This is a genomic window from Treponema bryantii, from assembly GCF_036492245.1.
GTDB classification, from domain to species: domain Bacteria; phylum Spirochaetota; class Spirochaetia; order Treponematales; family Treponemataceae; genus Treponema_D; species Treponema_D bryantii_C.
Genome location: NZ_AP025286.1, coordinates 3,221,058 through 3,238,376, shown reverse-complemented (window position 1 = coordinate 3,238,376; position 17,319 = coordinate 3,221,058). Strand labels below are relative to the sequence as shown.

The window sequence follows — 17,319 nt, the reverse complement described above, 5'->3', positions numbered from 1 at the left end:
TTCCGCAGGCAGCTTGACTGCCTGTCGGTTACGAACCTTTGTTATACTGGTTTATTCATATCTTTTTTTATAAATAGTAGCATCTTCATAACCTACGGTTTTAACTAACAATCCATTTTCATTGTAAAAAAATTCTGTAAATTTGTTCATCCAATTTGAATTCTCACTGATTGTTATTATTGATTGAAGCTGATTATTTTCATAAATATATTGCCTTATATAAAAACTGTTGTTACGGGTAAATTTCTCTGCAATTATTCGGCCGTCTTTATAAAAAAATTCTTTATTTTTAGGATTTGTATCATTTATTGAATCTACAATCTCGTATTTTAAATCATTTGGATTATCATCCATCCCAACATAGGCTTTGTATATTTTACCATTTTCATATTTGTAGTATTTATCATCAGCGCCTGCTTTGCCATATTGAGCATGTTCGTGAGTAAGTCTATTCTGATTATCATATTCATACTTATGATATTCAGAACCATAAACACAATCACCTGATTCAAATAAAACTTTTTGTGAAGAACCGTTTAATGAAAAGTTTATATCAGATATTACTAAATCATCCCATTTTGAACCTGGAAAAACATCTTGGGAATATATTTCTATTTTGGTCGCTATTATTTTTTTTCCAAAAGAGATTTTCTGTTCAACCATTTTATCTTGAAATTCTACCGTTTCATTAAATTCGATATTTTCACAGTTGAAGATTTTAAGATTTAATTTTTTAATTCTATGATTTTTTTCAAAATATCTTTCATCAAAATAACCTGGCTTGATAGAAATGCAATCAAACTCTGCATGTTCACCAAAATATATTACTATCAGCGGTTTTGCTTTGTTGATTTCCTTAAGTGTTACTGCAAATACTGTGTCTGAGGAATTATCAAACATATTGAGTGTTGAGTACCGAACATAATTATTCTTGTCGATTAAAAAATTTTGAGCAACAGGAGCATAAATCTTTATTTCATTTCCAAATAGTTTAGTACATAAAATAAAAATACAAACAAATAAAATTTTATTTTTCATTTTTCCCTCATTCACGCCAGTGGCGTGTCAGTATAACAACTGGTTGTACCGCAGCGGGCTCGACCCGCTGTCGGCTACGAACCTATGTTACACGAATTTATTTCTTAAACAATACTTTCTTATTTATTTTTCATAAAAAAAATATTGTTTATTTATAGAAGCAACGCTTCTAATTTTTTATGAACAATCCTAAGCGACGAAAGTCGCGTACTACTGCTATCTTATGTCGCCCTAAAGTAAAATAAATAATAGAAAGCAAGCTCGACTTGCTTTCTATTATTTTCCAATTTATTTAATCGCTTCTTCGCCCAAGCCCAAAAGTTCAATTTTATATTTTAATCGAGCTTGACTCGATTAAAATATATTCTTTTTATTCTTTTCGATAAAGCAAATAAATTCTATTTAGTTCTTCTTCACATCGTTTTCTATTATTTTCATTTCTAAAATCATAGTAAGTTGGATTATGGAGTAATAAACACAGACTAATAAATTCCTTGTCTGTTAATTCTGTATATTGTTTTGAAAAATAAAAAATTGAAGCATCTGAAAGACCATACATATTGTTTCCAAAATAGTATTTAGAAAATATATAATTATAACAGGGTACATAATCAATTTTTTTCATGATGAACCTTTTAGTAGCAAGTTCTATTATACGTCTTTCATTACTTGTGCTTTTCCGAAAATTATCATTGTCATGCTCTCCGATATAACTAAAAGCTGTTGCAAGAGCAACATAATTTCTTTTTGAAAATGCATCATTTATTAAAAAGATATAATTATGAAATTCTGGATTACTATTTCCATTTAAAACAATACTTGCAATTTTTATCTGTTCTTCTGATAAAGAAATTGTTGACGATCTTAATAATTCATTTTTATCTACTTTGACTTCTTTTGATTTTACATAAATATTTAAGCTAACATAAAGTATAAGAATTAAAGAAAAAAGAATTATGAATACATATTTTAATATCTTTAATATAACTTTCATTTTTCTTTTTTCTCCAAGCGCCCCAGTGCGGGCGTCCGTGTAACAACTGGTTGTATCGCAGCGGGCTCGACCCGCTGTCGGCTATGAACCTTTGTTACACGAAATTATTTCTTAAACAATACTTTCTTTTTTTATCTTTTTAAAGAAAATACTGTATATTTTTCCAGAAGCAACGCTTCTATTTTTTTATGAACAATTTCTAAGCAACGAAAGGCGCGTACTATCGCTACATTGATTCGCCCTAAAGTTAAATCAATAATATAAAGCAAGCTTGACTTGCTTTATATTATTTTCCAATTTTATATTTACACGCTTCTTTGTGTCAGTCTGAAAATTTTTTATATTTCATAAAAAGTAATTACTTCCAAATAATTTGTAAATTTCGAAGTATTTTATAAATATCAATACTCAGGATCTACTTCAAGCCAAGCATTTGTAAGAGAGTCTGTCGTAGATTCAAGCCAAGCAATTAAAATTATAAAATTTGAATATTGTCTATTAAATGTAATTTGTAATTCTGTGTATTTATTTATATACTCATAATTAACATTTTCTATTTCACCTAAACATCCAATATCCATTTGAAAATTTTCAGAATATATTTCTAAAGCTTCTAATCGCTCTCCAGAACCAGGACCAATATCTGTATATGACGCATCACTTATTTTTATTGAGATTTGATCACCACATTCCACATTTGGAATTATGATTTTATATCTTTTATCTACTGGAAATTTTGTGTATGGTATTTCATTTGCTAAATATGAATACTCTCGTCCATTTAATTCTAACATAATATTTCCTACAGGTGTATTTAACATAAAATTTCCTTAGATACAATTTTTTTTATTCTACTTAGCACCCCAGTGCGGGTGTCCGTGTAACAACTGGTTGTACCGCAGCGGGCTCGACCCGCTGTCGGCTACGAATCTTTGTTATGGCAATTATATTTCTTATACAGAATTAGCTTTCTTAATTTTTTTTTCTCTTTTAGAAGATTCTGTACAACCATTTGAAGCGTATGCTTCTATTATTATACTTTTCCTAAGCGGCGTAAAGCCGCATAAAACCGCTTCTTTGCCCAAGCCCTAAAGTTCAATTTTATTTCAGAAAGCAGGCTTGAACTGCTTTCTGAAATATTCCTTAGCTTATTTATCTTTCTTATAAACTATTATTAAATCTCCATCTACAAAACCAAGCCCGATTCCTTCATATTTTTTTAAAACTGAAGAATACTCTTCTTTTTCCAGGTATGTTTTGACATTTTTTTCAACTTCTTTAAGTGTTTGTTCCCAGCCGTTTTCATTAGTAAAATAATACATATTTTCATTGGAACTGAAAACTTCATCACATGCCCAGTCATCATCATTTGAATCAAAACTTGATGTTGCGACAAACTGAACGCCGAAGGTATTTTCCTTTTCTTCTTCATATAAATTAAAGTTTATACCTTTTACATTTACCGGAAGAGGATTTTTTAATATTTCATTAAGCCATACTGCAAATTTTGTATAACTAAATTCTTCAAAAGTAATTTCTTCTTTCTTCTTTTTCCAAAAAAACATTTTTCCTCCAAGACACGGCAGGCCAGTGGCCTGTCGTCATAACAACTGGTTGTACCGCACGCGGCTTGACCGCGTGTCGGCTACGAACCTTTGTTATGTGAATATCATAATTAAACATTTGTCTAAATTTTTAGAATTTGATTATAATTCATTTATTAAAATTTATATATATTGGAAAATTCTTTAACATCAAAATACAACGGTTCTCCATTCCAAATTTGATGAAATCTAATTATTGAACTTTCTTCAAAATTCAATTCTAGAAAAACGACAAATTGTTTATTTGGAAAGTCTGTATTTAATTTAGTCTTTAAATTCTGTGCAATTTTAAATCCCAAATTCTTATATTTCTCTTGATCTTTTTTCTTTATTTTTTCCCATAAATGAATATGATTTTCAAACGCTTCAAAAGCAGTTTTATCTTTCTGAAATACTATTGTTTGATTATTTACTTCTTCTGATGTTTTTAAAAAAACATATTCATTCCCTTATTATCTTTTCTTGTATAAAACTCAGGAAATATTACTTCTTCTAAATCAAATATAATATTATTCATTGTTTTACCTTCCGACTTCTGCTTTATTACTGTCACTATACATATAAAATGTATTACTTATGTATTTCATACAAGGTATTAAATATATAATATTCCCCATTTTGTTTTTTTATAAAATCTTCAAAGCTTATATTCCCATACATTTTTCCAACTTCTAAATCATTTCCAGTTTGAATATCTGTGTAAAAAAATATTTTATTTATCGGAGAATACTTTAATGCACATTTTAATACTTTTATTATTGATGCAAACATGGAAGGTGTAAAAGTGAATATTTCTAAATCTTCTTTAAATTTTTCTTTACCATTAATTTTTATTAATTTCATTTTTTCAATTTCTGAAGCCCAATCTATTAATTCACTGGCAAAAAAACAAGTATTTCTACCAAATTTTTTATTCCCTAAATGCAATATAGTTCCATTAATTTTATTTAACTCTTCTTGAAATAAACTTCTATGACTAATTAATTTTCTATTTTGTAATACAGTAAAAGGAAGTGTGCTATTTTTTATGGGTAATAATCTATTACAATCTAATGAAACAATTTCGACTGTTGGCATAATTTTTTTTCCTTTTCGTTGCCACTGGCAATCCACATAACTACGCAGTTAAACAGCGGCAAGCTTGACTTGCTGTCTGCTTTGAACTGCATGTTATGTGCTATTCTTTATACTTATTAATAACAGATTCAGATGATTCGCCTTTTTCAGCTGCTTGAATCATTTCAATCAATATTTTTTCGTGTTTTTCTATTTTGATTTTATCGACAGTCACAGACTTGTCTGGAAAATAACATATAGCTGAACTGAAAAAATTATTCAGGGAAGAATTCTTGAATACATAATTGTTTTTTGCATAAAAGGCATTCCTCAAAAGTCTTAATTCATCTTTATCCAATTTTTCTAATACTTCGAGTAATTTACTAAAACTATAGTTAAGGTAATCGTTATCATTATCCCATTTTAACTTTTCTTCAACAATTCTTGCATCTGTTATAAACTCATATATATATCCTATTGCAGAATGTATTTTTTCATCATCGCTATAAATACTTGGTGGTATCGGGCAACCACTGCCACCACCAAACCCATTGTAAAAATTTTGGCAATGAATAGAAAACCCTGAATACTTTTTTTTGGTTGAATAAGAAATATATCCAGATTTTAAGAAATATGAATTGCCACTTTGTTTTCCAGTTCCGACTAGTTTTACATCTGCCGGGTCAAAAGAAATAACATCATTGTAAATAGAAGCAGAAATTGTTTCTGAATAACTGGCAGAAACATTCCATTTTCCTATATAATTATTCTCTATTTCACAATAGTATGTACCAGATATCTCACTGCCTCCATGTTCCATTACATATTTTATTTTAAAACGTCCCTCTGGGACAAAAGCAGTGAATAAAAACATGTCACCATCTTCAGAATTATCTTTGACAGCTCTTACAAACTTATTATTTATGTATACTGAAATACAATCTTCTTTTAAGCTTCTTGATGTTGGATCATATGGATTTAAATATATGAAAGTACTTTCTGCAGCTCCTTTTACATTTTCCACATCAAGGACAACTTCGCTTTCAAAACTCCTTTCGCCACACTTCTGAATATTCACATTTTTCTGTAGAAGAATAAAAGAGTCTTTATACAAAGCATCGGGGTAAATCAAATCGCAAGGTGTAGAAAATCCTTGAGCAAAACAAATGCTACTTAAAGCAATCAAAATAAAAGTAATAAGAACTCTTTTACTCATTTATTTTTCCTCCAAATGCGCCCCAGTGTGGGCGTCCACATAACAACTGGTTGTACCGCAGCGGGCTTGACCCGCTGTCGGCTACGAACCTTTGTTACACGAAATTATTTCTTAAACAATATTTTCTTTTTTTATTTTTCTTTAAAAGAAGTTACTGTTTATTTTTTTAAGAAGCAACGCTTCGAATATTTTGTGAACAATTCTAAGCGACGAATATCGCGTACTACTGCTACTTTGTGCTGCCCTAAAGTTCAATTTAATTTTAGAAAGCAAGCTTGACTTGCTTTCTAAAATTTTCCTTAATTATACACTCATCCAAGTATCCCATAGTCTTAATGAAGTTACATTTCTTGTTGAGTATGGGAAACTGTAAAATGAGGTTGATTGAATATTGTTTATTTTATATTCAACTTCTAATGTATATGTTACTTCTTTTACATTTTTAAACTCTTTATACAAAAGTCTCGGAGTTATTGGAAATGAATTATATTTATTCCATGCTTCGATAATATCTTTTGTATAAAGATAGTCATCACAAAAGAAGTAACCATAATATTTTCTTTCAGTATTAAAGTCTTTTTCCTCTAATATGATAGTTTTATTTATCTCCTTTTTTACAGCTATATTAAATTTATCAACATTTAGCTGAACACTTTTTACAGTAAAATAATTAGGTAATATATCAGAATCAAAATGAAAGCTTATCATTGCAGGATATGTATCTGGATCAAAATGAATCCAATATTCCTGTTGCTCTGATACACTTACTTTTATACCATTTTCCTCGTACGATGTAGGCCCAATAGCTTTTAAATATACTGTTTTATTTGTAGAACAAGAGATAAACATTAATAAAATAACTAAATATAAACTTACTTTTTTCATTTTTTCCTATTGCGCCCCAGTGCGGGCGTCCGTATAACTACGCACTTAAACGGTGGCGGGCTTGACCCGACATCCGATTTGAAGTGCATGTTACATGATTTCTTTTGCTTCTTATAGATTATAAAATCTATTCCATATTTTTTTAAGAAGCCAATACTTCTTTTTTTATATTTTTCAAGCGGCGTAAAGCCGCATACTATTGCTTCTTCGTCCAAGCCTAAAAGTTCAATTTAATTTTTTTTACTTCTCTTGATAAAGTAAATAAATTCTATTTAGTTCTTCTTCACATCTTTTTCTTTTTTTTTTCATTTCGAAAATCATAAAAAGCTGGATTATGGAGCAATAAACACAGACTTATAAATTCTTTGTCTGTTAATTCTGTATATTTCTTTGAATAGTAAAAGTCAGAAGCTTCGGAAAGACCGTATATACTGTTTCCGAAATATAATTTTGAAAATAGGTAATTATAGCAGATTGTATAATCAATCTTTTTCATAATGTATCTTTTCGTTGCAAGTTCTACAACATGTCTTTCAATACTTGTGATGTGCCGAAAATCATCATGTTCTGCAATATAAGTAAATGCAGTTATTCGAGCAACATTATTTCTTCCAGAAAATGCATCATTTATTAAAAAGAAATAATTATGAAATTTAGGATTTGATTGTTTATTTAATACTATACTTGCTATTTTTATTTGGTTATCTGATAAAGAAATTGTCGATAAGCTTATTAATTCATTTTTATCAACTTTGACTTCTTTTGATTTTACATAAATATTTAAACTTATATAAAGTATAAGAATAAAAGAAAAAAGAATTATAAATACAAATTTTAAAATTTTTAGTAATACTTTCATTTTTTTATTCACTAGCGCCCCAATGCGGGCGTCCGTGTAACAACTGGTTGTACCGCAGGCAGCTTGACTGCCTGTCGGCTACGAACCTTTGTTATGACAAATATATTTCTTATACAGAATTAGATTCCATAAAACCTTTTTTCTTTATGAAAATTCTGTACAACCAAATGAAGCATATGCTTCTATTATTATACTTTTCCTAAGCGGCGTAAAGCCGCGTACTATCGCTTCTTCGCGTAAATCCTAAAGTTCAATTTCATTTAAGAAAGCAAGCTCGACTTGCTTTCTTAAATATTCTTCTATTACCAAACTCTTAATTCAGTATATTCTGTAATTATTTCACCATCATCAAAACTATATACAATTTTTCCCATGACGTTTTCAAAATATTCCATTTCTTTAATCCAATGATAATCTTTAATTATATTAAACATTCTCTCATTGTTTATTTTTTTATTTTTTATAATAGTAACTTCGCCATCCTCTGATTGATAAGAAAAACTATAAATTGTCATTTTGTTCCATGTTATATTCTTATCAACTAAAAAATCGAATACTCGATGAGTAAAAGGAAATGGAAATGCTTGTACTAAATGAGTAGAAAGTACAATATTATTATGATTTTCTGGATCAGTTTCTTCTTCAGAACAATAATTCTGTTGGAAAGCCCAATATGGAAAATTTTTATTAACTATCTCAAAATTTATTGCGTAACATTTAAAAATACATACACATATAAATAATAACGAAACAGTTCTTTTCATTTTTTCTCCAAAAAAAAGGCAGGCCAGTGCGCCTGTCGTCATAACAACTGGTTGTACCGCAGCGGGCTTGACCCGCTGTCGGCTACGAACCTTTGTTATGCTTTTTATTATAGTCGATATTGTTTTTTTATGATATATTTATTTTAGGAGTAAATAGTGCCTGTTGTTAGTGAATTTGAAGGAATAGAAATTTGCCTTTATTTTGATGATCATTTACCACCTCATTTTCATGCAAAATATGCTGGTCAAGAAGCATTAGTAGAAATAGAGAATTCTTGCGTACTAAAAGGAGCTATCCCCTCAAATAAATTGAAATTGGTTTTAGCCTGGTCTGAATTGCATAAGCAGGAACTTAAAGATAGTTGGAATCAGGCTAAAAATATGGAATTACCAGCAAAAATAAATCCACTTACGTAAGGAGGTACAAATGGAAGTTGTACAGGTTTTACCTAAAGACAATTATAATGTTTTCGTTTATTTCGTAGATGGAAAGATAAAAGAATATAATGTATCTCATTTAGTAGGCAAAGGCGTTTTCTCTAAACTAAATGATTTAGATTTTTACATAAATAACTGTACAGTCCTGAATGGAACTCTTGCATGGACATTGGATGGTAAATACGATAAATACAATTGTATCGATATTGACCCTTATACAATTTACGAAAAAGGAATTGAAGTAGAAGATCCTTTGGCGCATATTGCCTGATCAGCTACTTTATACTCTTAAAACCTATTTTCAATAATTCAACATCACCAGGACAAAATTCAAAATCGTCTATTTCGTTTTCAGTAATCCATTTGATTTCAGAAATTTCATTTTTATTAAAAACAGGTTCTTCTAATATTTCGCCATAATAAGCAACTGTAATATACATCAAATCATTAAGATACATTGTTCGTGAATGTAAATGTGTCAGATTTTTTATATTGCAGTTTATCTCTTCTTTCACTTCTCGGATTACACAGTCTGTAAAATCTTCCCCAAATTCAAGATTTCCGCCAATTACTTCCCAATAGCCCGGAAAATATTTTTTATTCATACTTCTTTTTGAAACTAAAATTTTTTTGTTGGTTTTATCTATTGGCAAAAAAGCCGTACCAATCATTTGAATTTTATCTACCATAATTACTTTTTTTATTTCCTATACCACGCCAGTGGCGTGTGAGCATAACAATTGGTTGTACCGCAGCGGGCTCGACCCGCTGTCGGCTACGAACCTTTGTTATGCCTTGTTACTACAAAAATATATCTTTTAGCGGCAGCACCGACTGCCGCGTATAATAGATTTACATATTTGAAATTATTTATATATAAAATTATAACCGAAAATAAAACCTTCTACAGGTTCTTTTATATTAATCCAAACTCCTTGAACTCCATCTACTGTTTCTAATTCTTTTGTTTCAATCATAGCGAGATAACCATATTCATCTGGTTTGATTTCATATTCTCCAAGGTATTGTGATTTTGTAGTGGGAGCTGAATAGACTTTGAATGTATAATTGTTACTATCATCATGACGATAGTGCATTACTTCGAATTGGGCAAAACTCAATCCACAGACATCATCCTGTTTTTCAAGATAACCACCGAATACATAACCTTTTTCAGGATATGTTATTTTATACCAGCGAGCTTCTATTCCATCTATTATTTCGGTTTTGGAAGTCTGAGTTTCAGCATATATCCATGTTCCCTGAGGAATACTTGAAATCACATTTCCTGTTTGTATATTTGAGGAATCACGAAGTCTTAAAGAAGAACCGTCATTCGTTTTTACAACGAACCATGCACCATCCTTTATTTCCTCAAAGTCCATTCCAACCCATAAGTCTTCTACAGAAAGTTTGTCAAAAGCTCCCGGCTGAATGTAAACAGATGAGCCCGGAATCCATTTATCTTCACTTACTTTGAACCAATAAGTTGTTTGTTCATTAAACGATATAGGTTCTGAACTTCTTGCTATAGGTATAAATTCACAACCCAGACTACATATATCTTTTTCAGTTGCTCCTAAATCTTTTGGATTATAAAGAGGAGATTCTTCTTTTAGCATAATAAGATTTAAATCTTTGCGTTCGCCTTCATTTGGTATGTAATACCTAGCGTAAGTATAATAATATTCCCCGGTATATTTGATGGAATATTTTCCATCTTGAGACATATCTGTCATAAACCAATCTTTCATATTGATTATATGTCCGTATGCAATATCAACTTCATCGGGGCGTCCGTCTTTACCAGGAATAATTCCTAAAATATCGTCTTGCTGTGTGTAATCGTAGGTAAACTGAGACTTTTGATTTTCTTCCTTAACTTCTGAGGTAGTTGCTTCTGTTAAAGTATTTTCGGTTTCAATACTTTCATTGGAAGTAGCTTCAAAATCTTTTTTTTGTTTAGAACATGATGTAATAACTAAAACAATAAATAAAATTTGAGTGATTAAAATAAGCTTTTTCATTTACTATTTATCTCCTACTATTTTAAAATTTAAAAATCCTACCGGCTCAGTGAGCCGTGGGCATAACAACTGGTTGTACCGCAGCGGGCTTGACCCGCTGTCGGCTACGAACCTTTGTTATGCTTTATTTTATTAGATAAGTTTTTACATAATTCGATTTTAAGAAATAAATTATAAACAAACTATCTTTAATTATTAAATATAAATCTTTTCCAATTGATCCAATTGAATTAGTAAATAAAAAAATTAATATATTTATTATACTTATTAGTATACAAATGCACATTAAAATTATAAATATTTTTTTTACTATTTGTTTTCTGCAAAGTATTAAAATGAAACTCAGTATGCAAATTATTGAAATTATAAATAATAAAAATGATTCAATTAAACCAATATTTCTAATTGCAAAGAATCCTGCAAATAAATATATAAAAAAATCGATAAATAAAATTATATTTATAAAAAGCAAAACGCCTCTTAGCTTATTTGATTTATTATGTTTTTTTACATTTTTGTTTATTTCATTTTTTTCTTTTATTTTATTGATTTCTTCTTCTGAAATTTTTCTAAATTCTATTTCTTTCTTAAATAATTCCTGTACTTCAGGAATATAATCATTTACTTTAATTATTCCTTCAATAATTAATTTTTCATTGGAATAATTCTTAATGTTTTCTTCAATTTCTTTTAAATCCATACTTTTTTTTTCCTTTTTTCTTAAGGCACCCCAGTGCGGGTGTCAGCATAACAACTGGTTGTACCGCAGCGGGCTTGACCCGCTGTCGGCTACGAACCTTTGTTATGTGTTTTATTATTTTATAATATCTTTCATGGGTTGTGGAAGATATTCATATAAGTCAGGATTCAATTGTATTCCCTTTCTCAATAATTCAATAGCTTTATCGTTTTCATGATTTTCATATTTATAAATTCCTAATGCAATAAAACCTCTAGGATCAGGATTTTCAGATTCTATAGATTTAAGGAAATCTTTTTTCGCTTTTTTATATTTGTTTATTTTATCAAAAAGAGTTCCTCTAGAATAAATAAGGTCTGTTCTATTTCTATTCTTTCTGATTAGTACTGAATAAACTAAAATTGCAGATTTAATTTTATTTTTAATGACAAGTGCTTGAGCATTTTGTTCTATACAGAATTCCTTGAAAAACTTTATGAAAAAATAATATATCAATACACAAATACTAATAAGAAAAATTAACAGAACTTTTAACTGGATAAAAGTTTCTCCATGTTTTATCCGTAATAGAATTTCAATAGTGGAGATGCATAAAATAATGGATGAAGTAACTAAACTTAAAAATAAACTTTTCCATGTATATTTAATAAAACCAAAGAGTATAAAAACAAATAAATAATTTCTTAAAATATCTAATATAAATGCTGTAGTAAACTGATTTATAAAAATAATTCTTGAGGTTGTTATTACAATAAGTAAAAGGGATAAGATGATTAAGAAAAAATTTAATAATTTTTGTTTCATTTTTCCCTCATATCAGCGCCCCAGTGCGGGCGTCCACATAACAACTGGTTGTACCGCAGCGGGCCTGACCCGCTGTCGGCTACGAACCTTTGTTATGCTAATATCTTTAATTCAGTTTTAATTTCTCTTGAATATATCTGTAAAATGATACATTACATGATATATTATCTTCAATATCTATTTTTTCAACATCAGTAGTAATTGTTAAATAGTCTACTGTTGTCGGCCAACGTACAGTTAGAAGTTTCTTCTTTGTTTTTATGATACTTTTTATTTCTGAATATGGAATAATATATTTCTTTTCATGAAAACCTTCATTGTTAAAATACTTTTTCATATTTCTTATACGATGTAATTCTATGAACCAATGTTGCCAAAACATAATAAATAAGATAACAAATTTTAAATACTCATTACTATCTTTAAGAAACAAAATAACACATAAAACTGTCCAACATAATAAAACGCTTCCATAGATAATATGGATTATAAGCTCATTTCTTTTGCTTTCCGGACAACGTTCTTTTCCAGAATCATATTCTTGTTTCTTTTTTTGGTAAAAGAATTCAAAATGGTTTGCATAAAAGGAATCAATTATTTCTTTCATATTTTCGTCATAATATATATGAATTTTTTTATTTCCGAATTGAAAAATGTAAATTAAGTTCTTTCCCTCTTTTTTTTCATAAAAATCAGTTAATTCTTTTATATTGAATTCCTTAATTTTTCCAAATGATTTTATCGTAAAAGAATTATTTTCAATTTTATAAGCATTTCTAACTTTTCTAGATTTAGCAATAAAATAAATTATTAACAAAATTAAAAATGTATTAGAAAATGTATATGAAAAATCATAAAGTATTGCTAACAACAATAAAGATATGAGACTTAAAATAATAAACGGATACTTAATTTTATTAAAAAAAGTATTTCCTACAAATTTTTCCATATTTTTTTCTTAGGCACCCCAGTGCGGGTGTCAGCATAACATTTCTTCGACAGTTCCCATTAAGTTTTTTTGTGAATTCAAATATTGTCTTTAATAAGTAACTGACTTGTCTTTATTCTACAACAACTTATGTGACTTTTAAAGGATTTTATACGGATATGCATAAGTTCTTTATTTTGTTATTGAGACATCATTAATCTTAGGAAATATATTTTATAAACGAACAAGCTTCAATTTATATCCCAAAGAGTTTATTACTGCCATGAAAGTCCCGTAATTAATTTTTTCAGCGGTTTCACTTTTTCTTAGTTTTTGAATAATAGTAGGGGAGACGTCGGCTTTTTTTGCAAGAGCACGTACAGACAGATTTTCCTTTTCCATTCTTTCCAAAATAAATTCTGAAAGGAGAAAATCATTATATTCTTTCTCGAATTTTGCTTTTTCTTTGGGATTATTTGTGATGAATTTATCAAAGGTTGATTCCATAATTATTCCTCCATGCTATCTTTATGGCACAGATAATAATTTGCCATATTATTTATTGCCAGTGCTTTTTCTTGAGCAGGAATTTTCGTTTTTGGCCAGTAGAAGATTTTAGAAAATATTCATACGGCTGACTGTATCCGTTTTCATCATAGAACCATTCTATTATGAAACAAGGACCTCTATAAATCAGACAAGAGTCTTTATCTATTGTTGACGTTTTACTGTACCACATATCTGTTACACCTGTCAAATAATTTGACTCATAAAATTACATATTATCCAGCGGACTGATAACTCCACTCGGTCCTCGGTTAAGTACATGCGTGTAAATTTGCGTAGTTTTCACATCATTGTGTCCCAGCAGCTCCTGTACAGTTCTTATGTCGTATCCGTTTTCCAACAAGTGTGTAGCGAAACTATGTCTGAAGGTATGGCAGCTCGAGTTTTTGTTTATGCCCGCTTTTAGCACAGCGCTTTTGACGGCTCTTTGTAATAGAGTGCCGTCCATATGCCACCTTCCTTCTTCACCTGTGTTCGGATTTTTCCAGCGGTTTTTCTGCGGGAAGAGCCATTGCCATTTCAAGTCTTTTTCTGCGCCGGGGTATTTTCCGGCAAGTGCACCTGGCAGTGGAACAGCCCCCCATCCATCAGCTAAATCTTTTTCATGTAGTTTTTTCACATTTTCTATCTGAGATTTGATTTTTGGGATGAGGCTTTGCGGCAGCATCACGCGTCTGTCTTTATCACCTTTTCCATGCCTTATGATGATTTCACTCCGGTCAAAATCAACGTCCAGAATCCGAAGTTCAATCAGTTCATTTAAGCGCATGCCGGTTCCGTAAATCATTTCTGCGCAGAGTCTTTTCTCAACGGGCATATATTCAATCACCCTGCGAACTTCTGCACGGCTGAATACAACAGGAATCCGTGGCTTTTTCTTTGCCCTTATAACTGATTCAAGTTCTATCGGGTTTTTGCCTTTTACAAATCTGAAATAAAATAACAGTCCTGCCAGTGCCTGATTTTGTGTAGAAGGGCTTACTTTGTATTTCACAGCAAGTGTCGTCAGGAACTCATTGATTTGTTTTTGACCAAGCCCATCAGTTCCATTACGACCATATTTTTCCAAAAACTCTTTTACCCATCGCAAATAGCATTCAATTGTCCGCTTGCTGTAATGTCTTACCTGCAGCATGTCTTTCATTTTTGAAATTGATTTTTGATATGGGACATGTGGCAAGACTTTTTTCGTATTTCCAGATTCATCTTTTGAAAAATTATAAAGTCCCGTCGCATACAGATTTTCCAGAAGTGCAGTAGTGGAACTTTTTCCATTTTCTACAAACTCAAGCGGCAGCATCCAGATTTTCAATTCAGAATTCCAGATTCGCCCGGGTACAGCTCGCACGGCGTCCAGCATCTTCTTATCAAACTGTCCTGGAAAATCTACTTTGAAGTAGTGTTCATCAAAGTCGCTGATGAGAATGTCATAATTACTTGTATTATTATTTATCACAAAAACCTCATACTTAATATGGTATAGACTTTACTATTTTAGGAAGTTTTTAGGAGAAAAAAAATGATTTTTTTATATCTAATTGTAAAACTTCTATCATAACGCTAAAATACTGTGTTATGGAAAATACTAAGCGTACAGTGACTTGTGGCGAGCTCCGCAAGAGTGATGTTGGTAAGAAAGTTGTTTTGAACGGTTGGGTAAGCCGTACCCGTGACTTGGGCGGCCTTTTGTTTATCCGTCTGCGTGACCGCTATGGAATCACACAGGTAATGGTTGGCGATAGTGCTAGTGATGATGTTAAGAAGATTGCTGCCAGCCTTAAGAGTGAATATTGTATCGCAGTTGAAGGCGTTGTAAATGCACGCTCAGATAAAGATATTAATGCTGATATGGCAACAGGCGAAATTGAAGTTGAAGCATCTGATATTCAGATTTTCACAACTTCTCAGGAACTTCCTTTCTCTATCGAAGAAGTTCGCCAGAAGGACGGAACTCTCGTAGTTGCAAACGAAGATCTTCGTTTGAAGTACCGCTACCTTGACCTCCGCCGCGAGCCAATGCAGCACAATATCATCCTCAGAAGCCAGGTTGCTTTTGCTACACGCGAGTACCTTACTGGTAAAGGCTTCCTTGAGATTGAAACTCCTACATTCATTAAATCAACTCCGGAAGGAGCACGTGACTATCTCGTTCCGTCACGCGTTCACCCTGGAAAATTCTATTCTCTCCCACAGAGCCCACAGCTTTACAAGCAGCTTCTGATGGTTTCTGGATTCGATAAGTATTTCCAGATTGCACGCTGCTACCGTGATGAAGATGCTCGTGGAGACCGCCAGCCTGAGTTTACTCAGATTGATATGGAGATGTCTTTCACAAACCGTGAAGAAGTTCTTTCAACAACAGAAGGAATGATGCAGTACATCTTCAAAAAGACTTTGAATTATGATCTGCCGGCAAAGTTCGACCGCATTGCCTGGGAAGATGCTTTTGACTGGTACGGAAGCGATAAGCCAGACCTTCGTTTTGACATGAAGATGCAGGATGCAGCTTTCATGGCTGACCTCGCTGATTTCAACGCATTCAAGGCAGGTGCTGCTAATTCTGGCCGTGACGTTCAGCGCCATAAGAGAAGCGGTCTCAAGGCTCTCGTTGTAAAGAATGTTGCAGACAAATACAGCCGCAAGAATATTGAAGCACTCGAAGAAGTTGCTAAGACATACAAAGCTAAGGGCCTCGCATGGATGAAAGTAAATGCAGAAGGCGTTTTCGAAGGTGGAATTTCAAAGTTCTACGCCGGAAAAGAAACTGAAATCTGTGCAAAACTCGGTGCAGAAAAGAACGACTTGATTTTGTTCGTAAGCGACGAAAACTGGCAGCTTGCTTGTACAGCACTCGGTGCCGTTCGTAAGCAGCTTGGTAAAGATCTCAACCTCTATAATCCAAATGATGAATTTCACTTTGCATGGATTATCGACTTCCCATACTTTGCATGGAACGAAGAAGAGAACCACTGGGAAACAGAACATCACATGTTCACACTTCCACAGAAGCAGTACTGGGATACACTGGAACAGGATCCGGGCGCAGTAAAGGGAGACCTTTACGACCTCGTACTCAACGGATACGAACTTGCTTCAGGTTCTATGCGTATTAATGATCCTGCTCTTCAGGAACGCATTTTTGAAATCGTTGGTTACAGCCGCGAACGCGCAGAGAAGGCTTTCGGCTTCCTCGTACAGGCATTTAAGTTCGGTGCTCCACCACACGGAGGAATTGCACCTGGTCTCGACCGTCTCGTAATGCTTATGTGCCACGAAGAGTCAATCCACGAGGTAATCGCCTTCCCTAAGAATAACCTTGCAGCAAGCCCTATGGACAGTTGTCCTTCTCCTGTTGATGAACAGCAGTTGAAAGACCTTCACATTACCTGCTACGACGTAGAAAAAGACGACTAATAAAAAAGGCTGTCCAAACGGGCAG

Annotated in this window: 20 protein-coding genes; 3 read left to right on the top strand and 17 right to left on the bottom strand. The window is 31.8% G+C overall.

Translation table 11 applies throughout. From position 1 onward, the window contains the following. Positions 1-51 precede the first annotated feature (51 nt). The 9 genes from AABJ44_RS14075 to AABJ44_RS14035 all read right to left on the bottom strand — a co-directional run bounded on the left by AABJ44_RS14075 (position 52) and on the right by AABJ44_RS14035 (position 8,416). Entirely contained in the window at positions 52-1,038 is a 987-nt protein-coding gene (locus AABJ44_RS14075) for an NADase-type glycan-binding domain-containing protein (RefSeq protein WP_338369666.1), read from the bottom strand. Positions 1,039-1,408: 370 nt separating this feature from the next. Continuing rightward, positions 1,409-2,032 (bottom strand): transglycosylase domain-containing protein, encoded by a 624-nt coding sequence (locus AABJ44_RS14070; protein ID WP_338369665.1) that lies wholly within the window; start codon positions 2,030-2,032, stop codon positions 1,409-1,411. Positions 2,033-2,433: 401 nt separating this feature from the next. After that, positions 2,434-2,853, bottom strand: coding sequence for a hypothetical protein (locus AABJ44_RS14065; RefSeq protein ID WP_338369664.1), 420 nt, complete (start codon positions 2,851-2,853; stop codon positions 2,434-2,436). Positions 2,854-3,180: 327 nt separating this feature from the next. After that, positions 3,181-3,597, bottom strand: coding sequence for a hypothetical protein (locus AABJ44_RS14060; RefSeq protein WP_338369663.1), 417 nt, complete (start codon positions 3,595-3,597; stop codon positions 3,181-3,183). A 609-nt stretch (positions 3,598-4,206) separates the two neighbouring features. Then, positions 4,207-4,713: a hypothetical protein gene (locus tag AABJ44_RS14055; RefSeq protein WP_338369662.1), complete on the bottom strand. Its 507-nt coding sequence runs from the start codon at positions 4,711-4,713 to the stop codon at positions 4,207-4,209. Positions 4,714-4,813: 100 nt separating this feature from the next. Then, positions 4,814-5,908, bottom strand: coding sequence for a YARHG domain-containing protein (locus AABJ44_RS14050; RefSeq protein ID WP_338369661.1), 1,095 nt, complete (start codon positions 5,906-5,908; stop codon positions 4,814-4,816). A gap of 303 nt (positions 5,909-6,211) precedes the next feature. Continuing rightward, on the bottom strand, positions 6,212-6,793 hold the full coding sequence (locus AABJ44_RS14045; RefSeq protein ID WP_338369660.1) for a hypothetical protein: 582 nt from the start codon (positions 6,791-6,793) through the stop codon (positions 6,212-6,214). A 283-nt stretch (positions 6,794-7,076) separates the two neighbouring features. Continuing rightward, positions 7,077-7,664 (bottom strand): transglycosylase domain-containing protein, encoded by a 588-nt coding sequence (locus tag AABJ44_RS14040; RefSeq protein ID WP_338369659.1) that lies wholly within the window; start codon positions 7,662-7,664, stop codon positions 7,077-7,079. A gap of 290 nt (positions 7,665-7,954) precedes the next feature. Beyond that, entirely contained in the window at positions 7,955-8,416 is a 462-nt protein-coding gene (locus tag AABJ44_RS14035; protein ID WP_143064211.1) for a hypothetical protein, read from the bottom strand. 156 nt (positions 8,417-8,572) lie between these two features. Between AABJ44_RS14035 and AABJ44_RS14030 the strand changes: the two genes are divergently transcribed. Together AABJ44_RS14030 and AABJ44_RS14025 are read left to right on the top strand one after the other, a co-directional pair. Continuing rightward, the gene (locus tag AABJ44_RS14030) at positions 8,573-8,833 is read left to right on the top strand and encodes a DUF4160 domain-containing protein (RefSeq protein ID WP_338369658.1); all 261 of its coding nucleotides are present in this window, start codon (positions 8,573-8,575) and stop codon (positions 8,831-8,833) included. 10 nt (positions 8,834-8,843) lie between these two features. Beyond that, positions 8,844-9,125: a DUF2442 domain-containing protein gene (locus AABJ44_RS14025; RefSeq protein WP_338369657.1), complete on the top strand. Its 282-nt coding sequence runs from the start codon at positions 8,844-8,846 to the stop codon at positions 9,123-9,125. Between the two features lie 4 nt (positions 9,126-9,129). On the opposite strand, the gene AABJ44_RS14020 is transcribed toward AABJ44_RS14025, so the two are convergent. The 8 genes from AABJ44_RS14020 to AABJ44_RS13985 all read right to left on the bottom strand — a co-directional run bounded on the left by AABJ44_RS14020 (position 9,130) and on the right by AABJ44_RS13985 (position 15,336). Then, a complete protein-coding gene (locus tag AABJ44_RS14020; RefSeq protein WP_338369656.1) occupies positions 9,130-9,543 on the bottom strand; it encodes an NUDIX hydrolase in 414 nt (137 codons plus the stop codon). Positions 9,544-9,720: 177 nt separating this feature from the next. Beyond that, positions 9,721-10,881, bottom strand: a complete 1,161-nt coding sequence (locus AABJ44_RS14015; RefSeq protein ID WP_338369655.1) for an SH3 domain-containing protein — start codon at positions 10,879-10,881, stop codon at positions 9,721-9,723. 124 nt (positions 10,882-11,005) lie between these two features. Beyond that, a complete protein-coding gene (locus AABJ44_RS14010; protein ID WP_338369654.1) occupies positions 11,006-11,581 on the bottom strand; it encodes a hypothetical protein in 576 nt (191 codons plus the stop codon). Between the two features lie 114 nt (positions 11,582-11,695). Next, on the bottom strand, positions 11,696-12,385 hold the full coding sequence (locus AABJ44_RS14005) for a tetratricopeptide repeat protein (protein ID WP_338369653.1): 690 nt from the start codon (positions 12,383-12,385) through the stop codon (positions 11,696-11,698). Between the two features lie 106 nt (positions 12,386-12,491). After that, entirely contained in the window at positions 12,492-13,334 is an 843-nt protein-coding gene (locus AABJ44_RS14000) for a hypothetical protein (RefSeq protein ID WP_338369652.1), read from the bottom strand. A 213-nt stretch (positions 13,335-13,547) separates the two neighbouring features. Next, a complete protein-coding gene (locus AABJ44_RS13995) occupies positions 13,548-13,820 on the bottom strand; it encodes an XRE family transcriptional regulator (RefSeq protein WP_338369651.1) in 273 nt (90 codons plus the stop codon). Positions 13,821-13,872: 52 nt separating this feature from the next. Further along, positions 13,873-14,070, bottom strand: a complete 198-nt coding sequence (locus tag AABJ44_RS13990) for a hypothetical protein (protein WP_338369650.1) — start codon at positions 14,068-14,070, stop codon at positions 13,873-13,875. An 18-nt stretch (positions 14,071-14,088) separates the two neighbouring features. Continuing rightward, positions 14,089-15,336: an integron integrase gene (locus AABJ44_RS13985; protein ID WP_338369649.1), complete on the bottom strand. Its 1,248-nt coding sequence runs from the start codon at positions 15,334-15,336 to the stop codon at positions 14,089-14,091. A gap of 119 nt (positions 15,337-15,455) precedes the next feature. Here AABJ44_RS13985 and aspS point away from each other — a divergent pair, with 119 nt between their 5' ends. Next, positions 15,456-17,294 (top strand): aspartate--tRNA ligase, encoded by a 1,839-nt coding sequence (gene aspS / locus AABJ44_RS13980; protein ID WP_338369648.1) that lies wholly within the window; start codon positions 15,456-15,458, stop codon positions 17,292-17,294. The last annotated feature ends 25 nt before the right edge of the window (positions 17,295-17,319 follow it).

What these genes read in the sequence shown, in the direction of transcription:
- AABJ44_RS14075 (WP_338369666.1), bottom strand. Translation starts at nt 1,038, where the DNA reads ATGAAAAATAAAATTTTATTTGTTTGTATTTTTATTTTATGTACTAAA.
- AABJ44_RS14070 (WP_338369665.1), bottom strand. Translation starts at nt 2,032, where the DNA reads ATGAAAGTTATATTAAAGATATTAAAATATGTATTCATAATTCTTTTT.
- AABJ44_RS14065 (WP_338369664.1), bottom strand. Translation starts at nt 2,853, where the DNA reads ATGTTAAATACACCTGTAGGAAATATTATGTTAGAATTAAATGGACGA.
- AABJ44_RS14060 (WP_338369663.1), bottom strand. Translation starts at nt 3,597, where the DNA reads ATGTTTTTTTGGAAAAAGAAGAAAGAAGAAATTACTTTTGAAGAATTT.
- AABJ44_RS14055 (WP_338369662.1), bottom strand. Translation starts at nt 4,713, where the DNA reads ATGCCAACAGTCGAAATTGTTTCATTAGATTGTAATAGATTATTACCC.
- AABJ44_RS14050 (WP_338369661.1), bottom strand. Translation starts at nt 5,908, where the DNA reads ATGAGTAAAAGAGTTCTTATTACTTTTATTTTGATTGCTTTAAGTAGC.
- AABJ44_RS14045 (WP_338369660.1), bottom strand. Translation starts at nt 6,793, where the DNA reads ATGAAAAAAGTAAGTTTATATTTAGTTATTTTATTAATGTTTATCTCT.
- AABJ44_RS14035 (WP_143064211.1), bottom strand. Translation starts at nt 8,416, where the DNA reads ATGAAAAGAACTGTTTCGTTATTATTTATATGTGTATGTATTTTTAAA.
- AABJ44_RS14025 (WP_338369657.1), top strand. Translation starts at nt 8,844, where the DNA reads ATGGAAGTTGTACAGGTTTTACCTAAAGACAATTATAATGTTTTCGTT.
- AABJ44_RS14020 (WP_338369656.1), bottom strand. Translation starts at nt 9,543, where the DNA reads ATGGTAGATAAAATTCAAATGATTGGTACGGCTTTTTTGCCAATAGAT.
- AABJ44_RS14015 (WP_338369655.1), bottom strand. Translation starts at nt 10,881, where the DNA reads ATGAAAAAGCTTATTTTAATCACTCAAATTTTATTTATTGTTTTAGTT.
- AABJ44_RS14010 (WP_338369654.1), bottom strand. Translation starts at nt 11,581, where the DNA reads ATGGATTTAAAAGAAATTGAAGAAAACATTAAGAATTATTCCAATGAA.
- AABJ44_RS14005 (WP_338369653.1), bottom strand. Translation starts at nt 12,385, where the DNA reads ATGAAACAAAAATTATTAAATTTTTTCTTAATCATCTTATCCCTTTTA.
- AABJ44_RS14000 (WP_338369652.1), bottom strand. Translation starts at nt 13,334, where the DNA reads ATGGAAAAATTTGTAGGAAATACTTTTTTTAATAAAATTAAGTATCCG.
- AABJ44_RS13995 (WP_338369651.1), bottom strand. Translation starts at nt 13,820, where the DNA reads ATGGAATCAACCTTTGATAAATTCATCACAAATAATCCCAAAGAAAAA.
- aspS (WP_338369648.1), top strand. Translation starts at nt 15,456, where the DNA reads ATGGAAAATACTAAGCGTACAGTGACTTGTGGCGAGCTCCGCAAGAGT.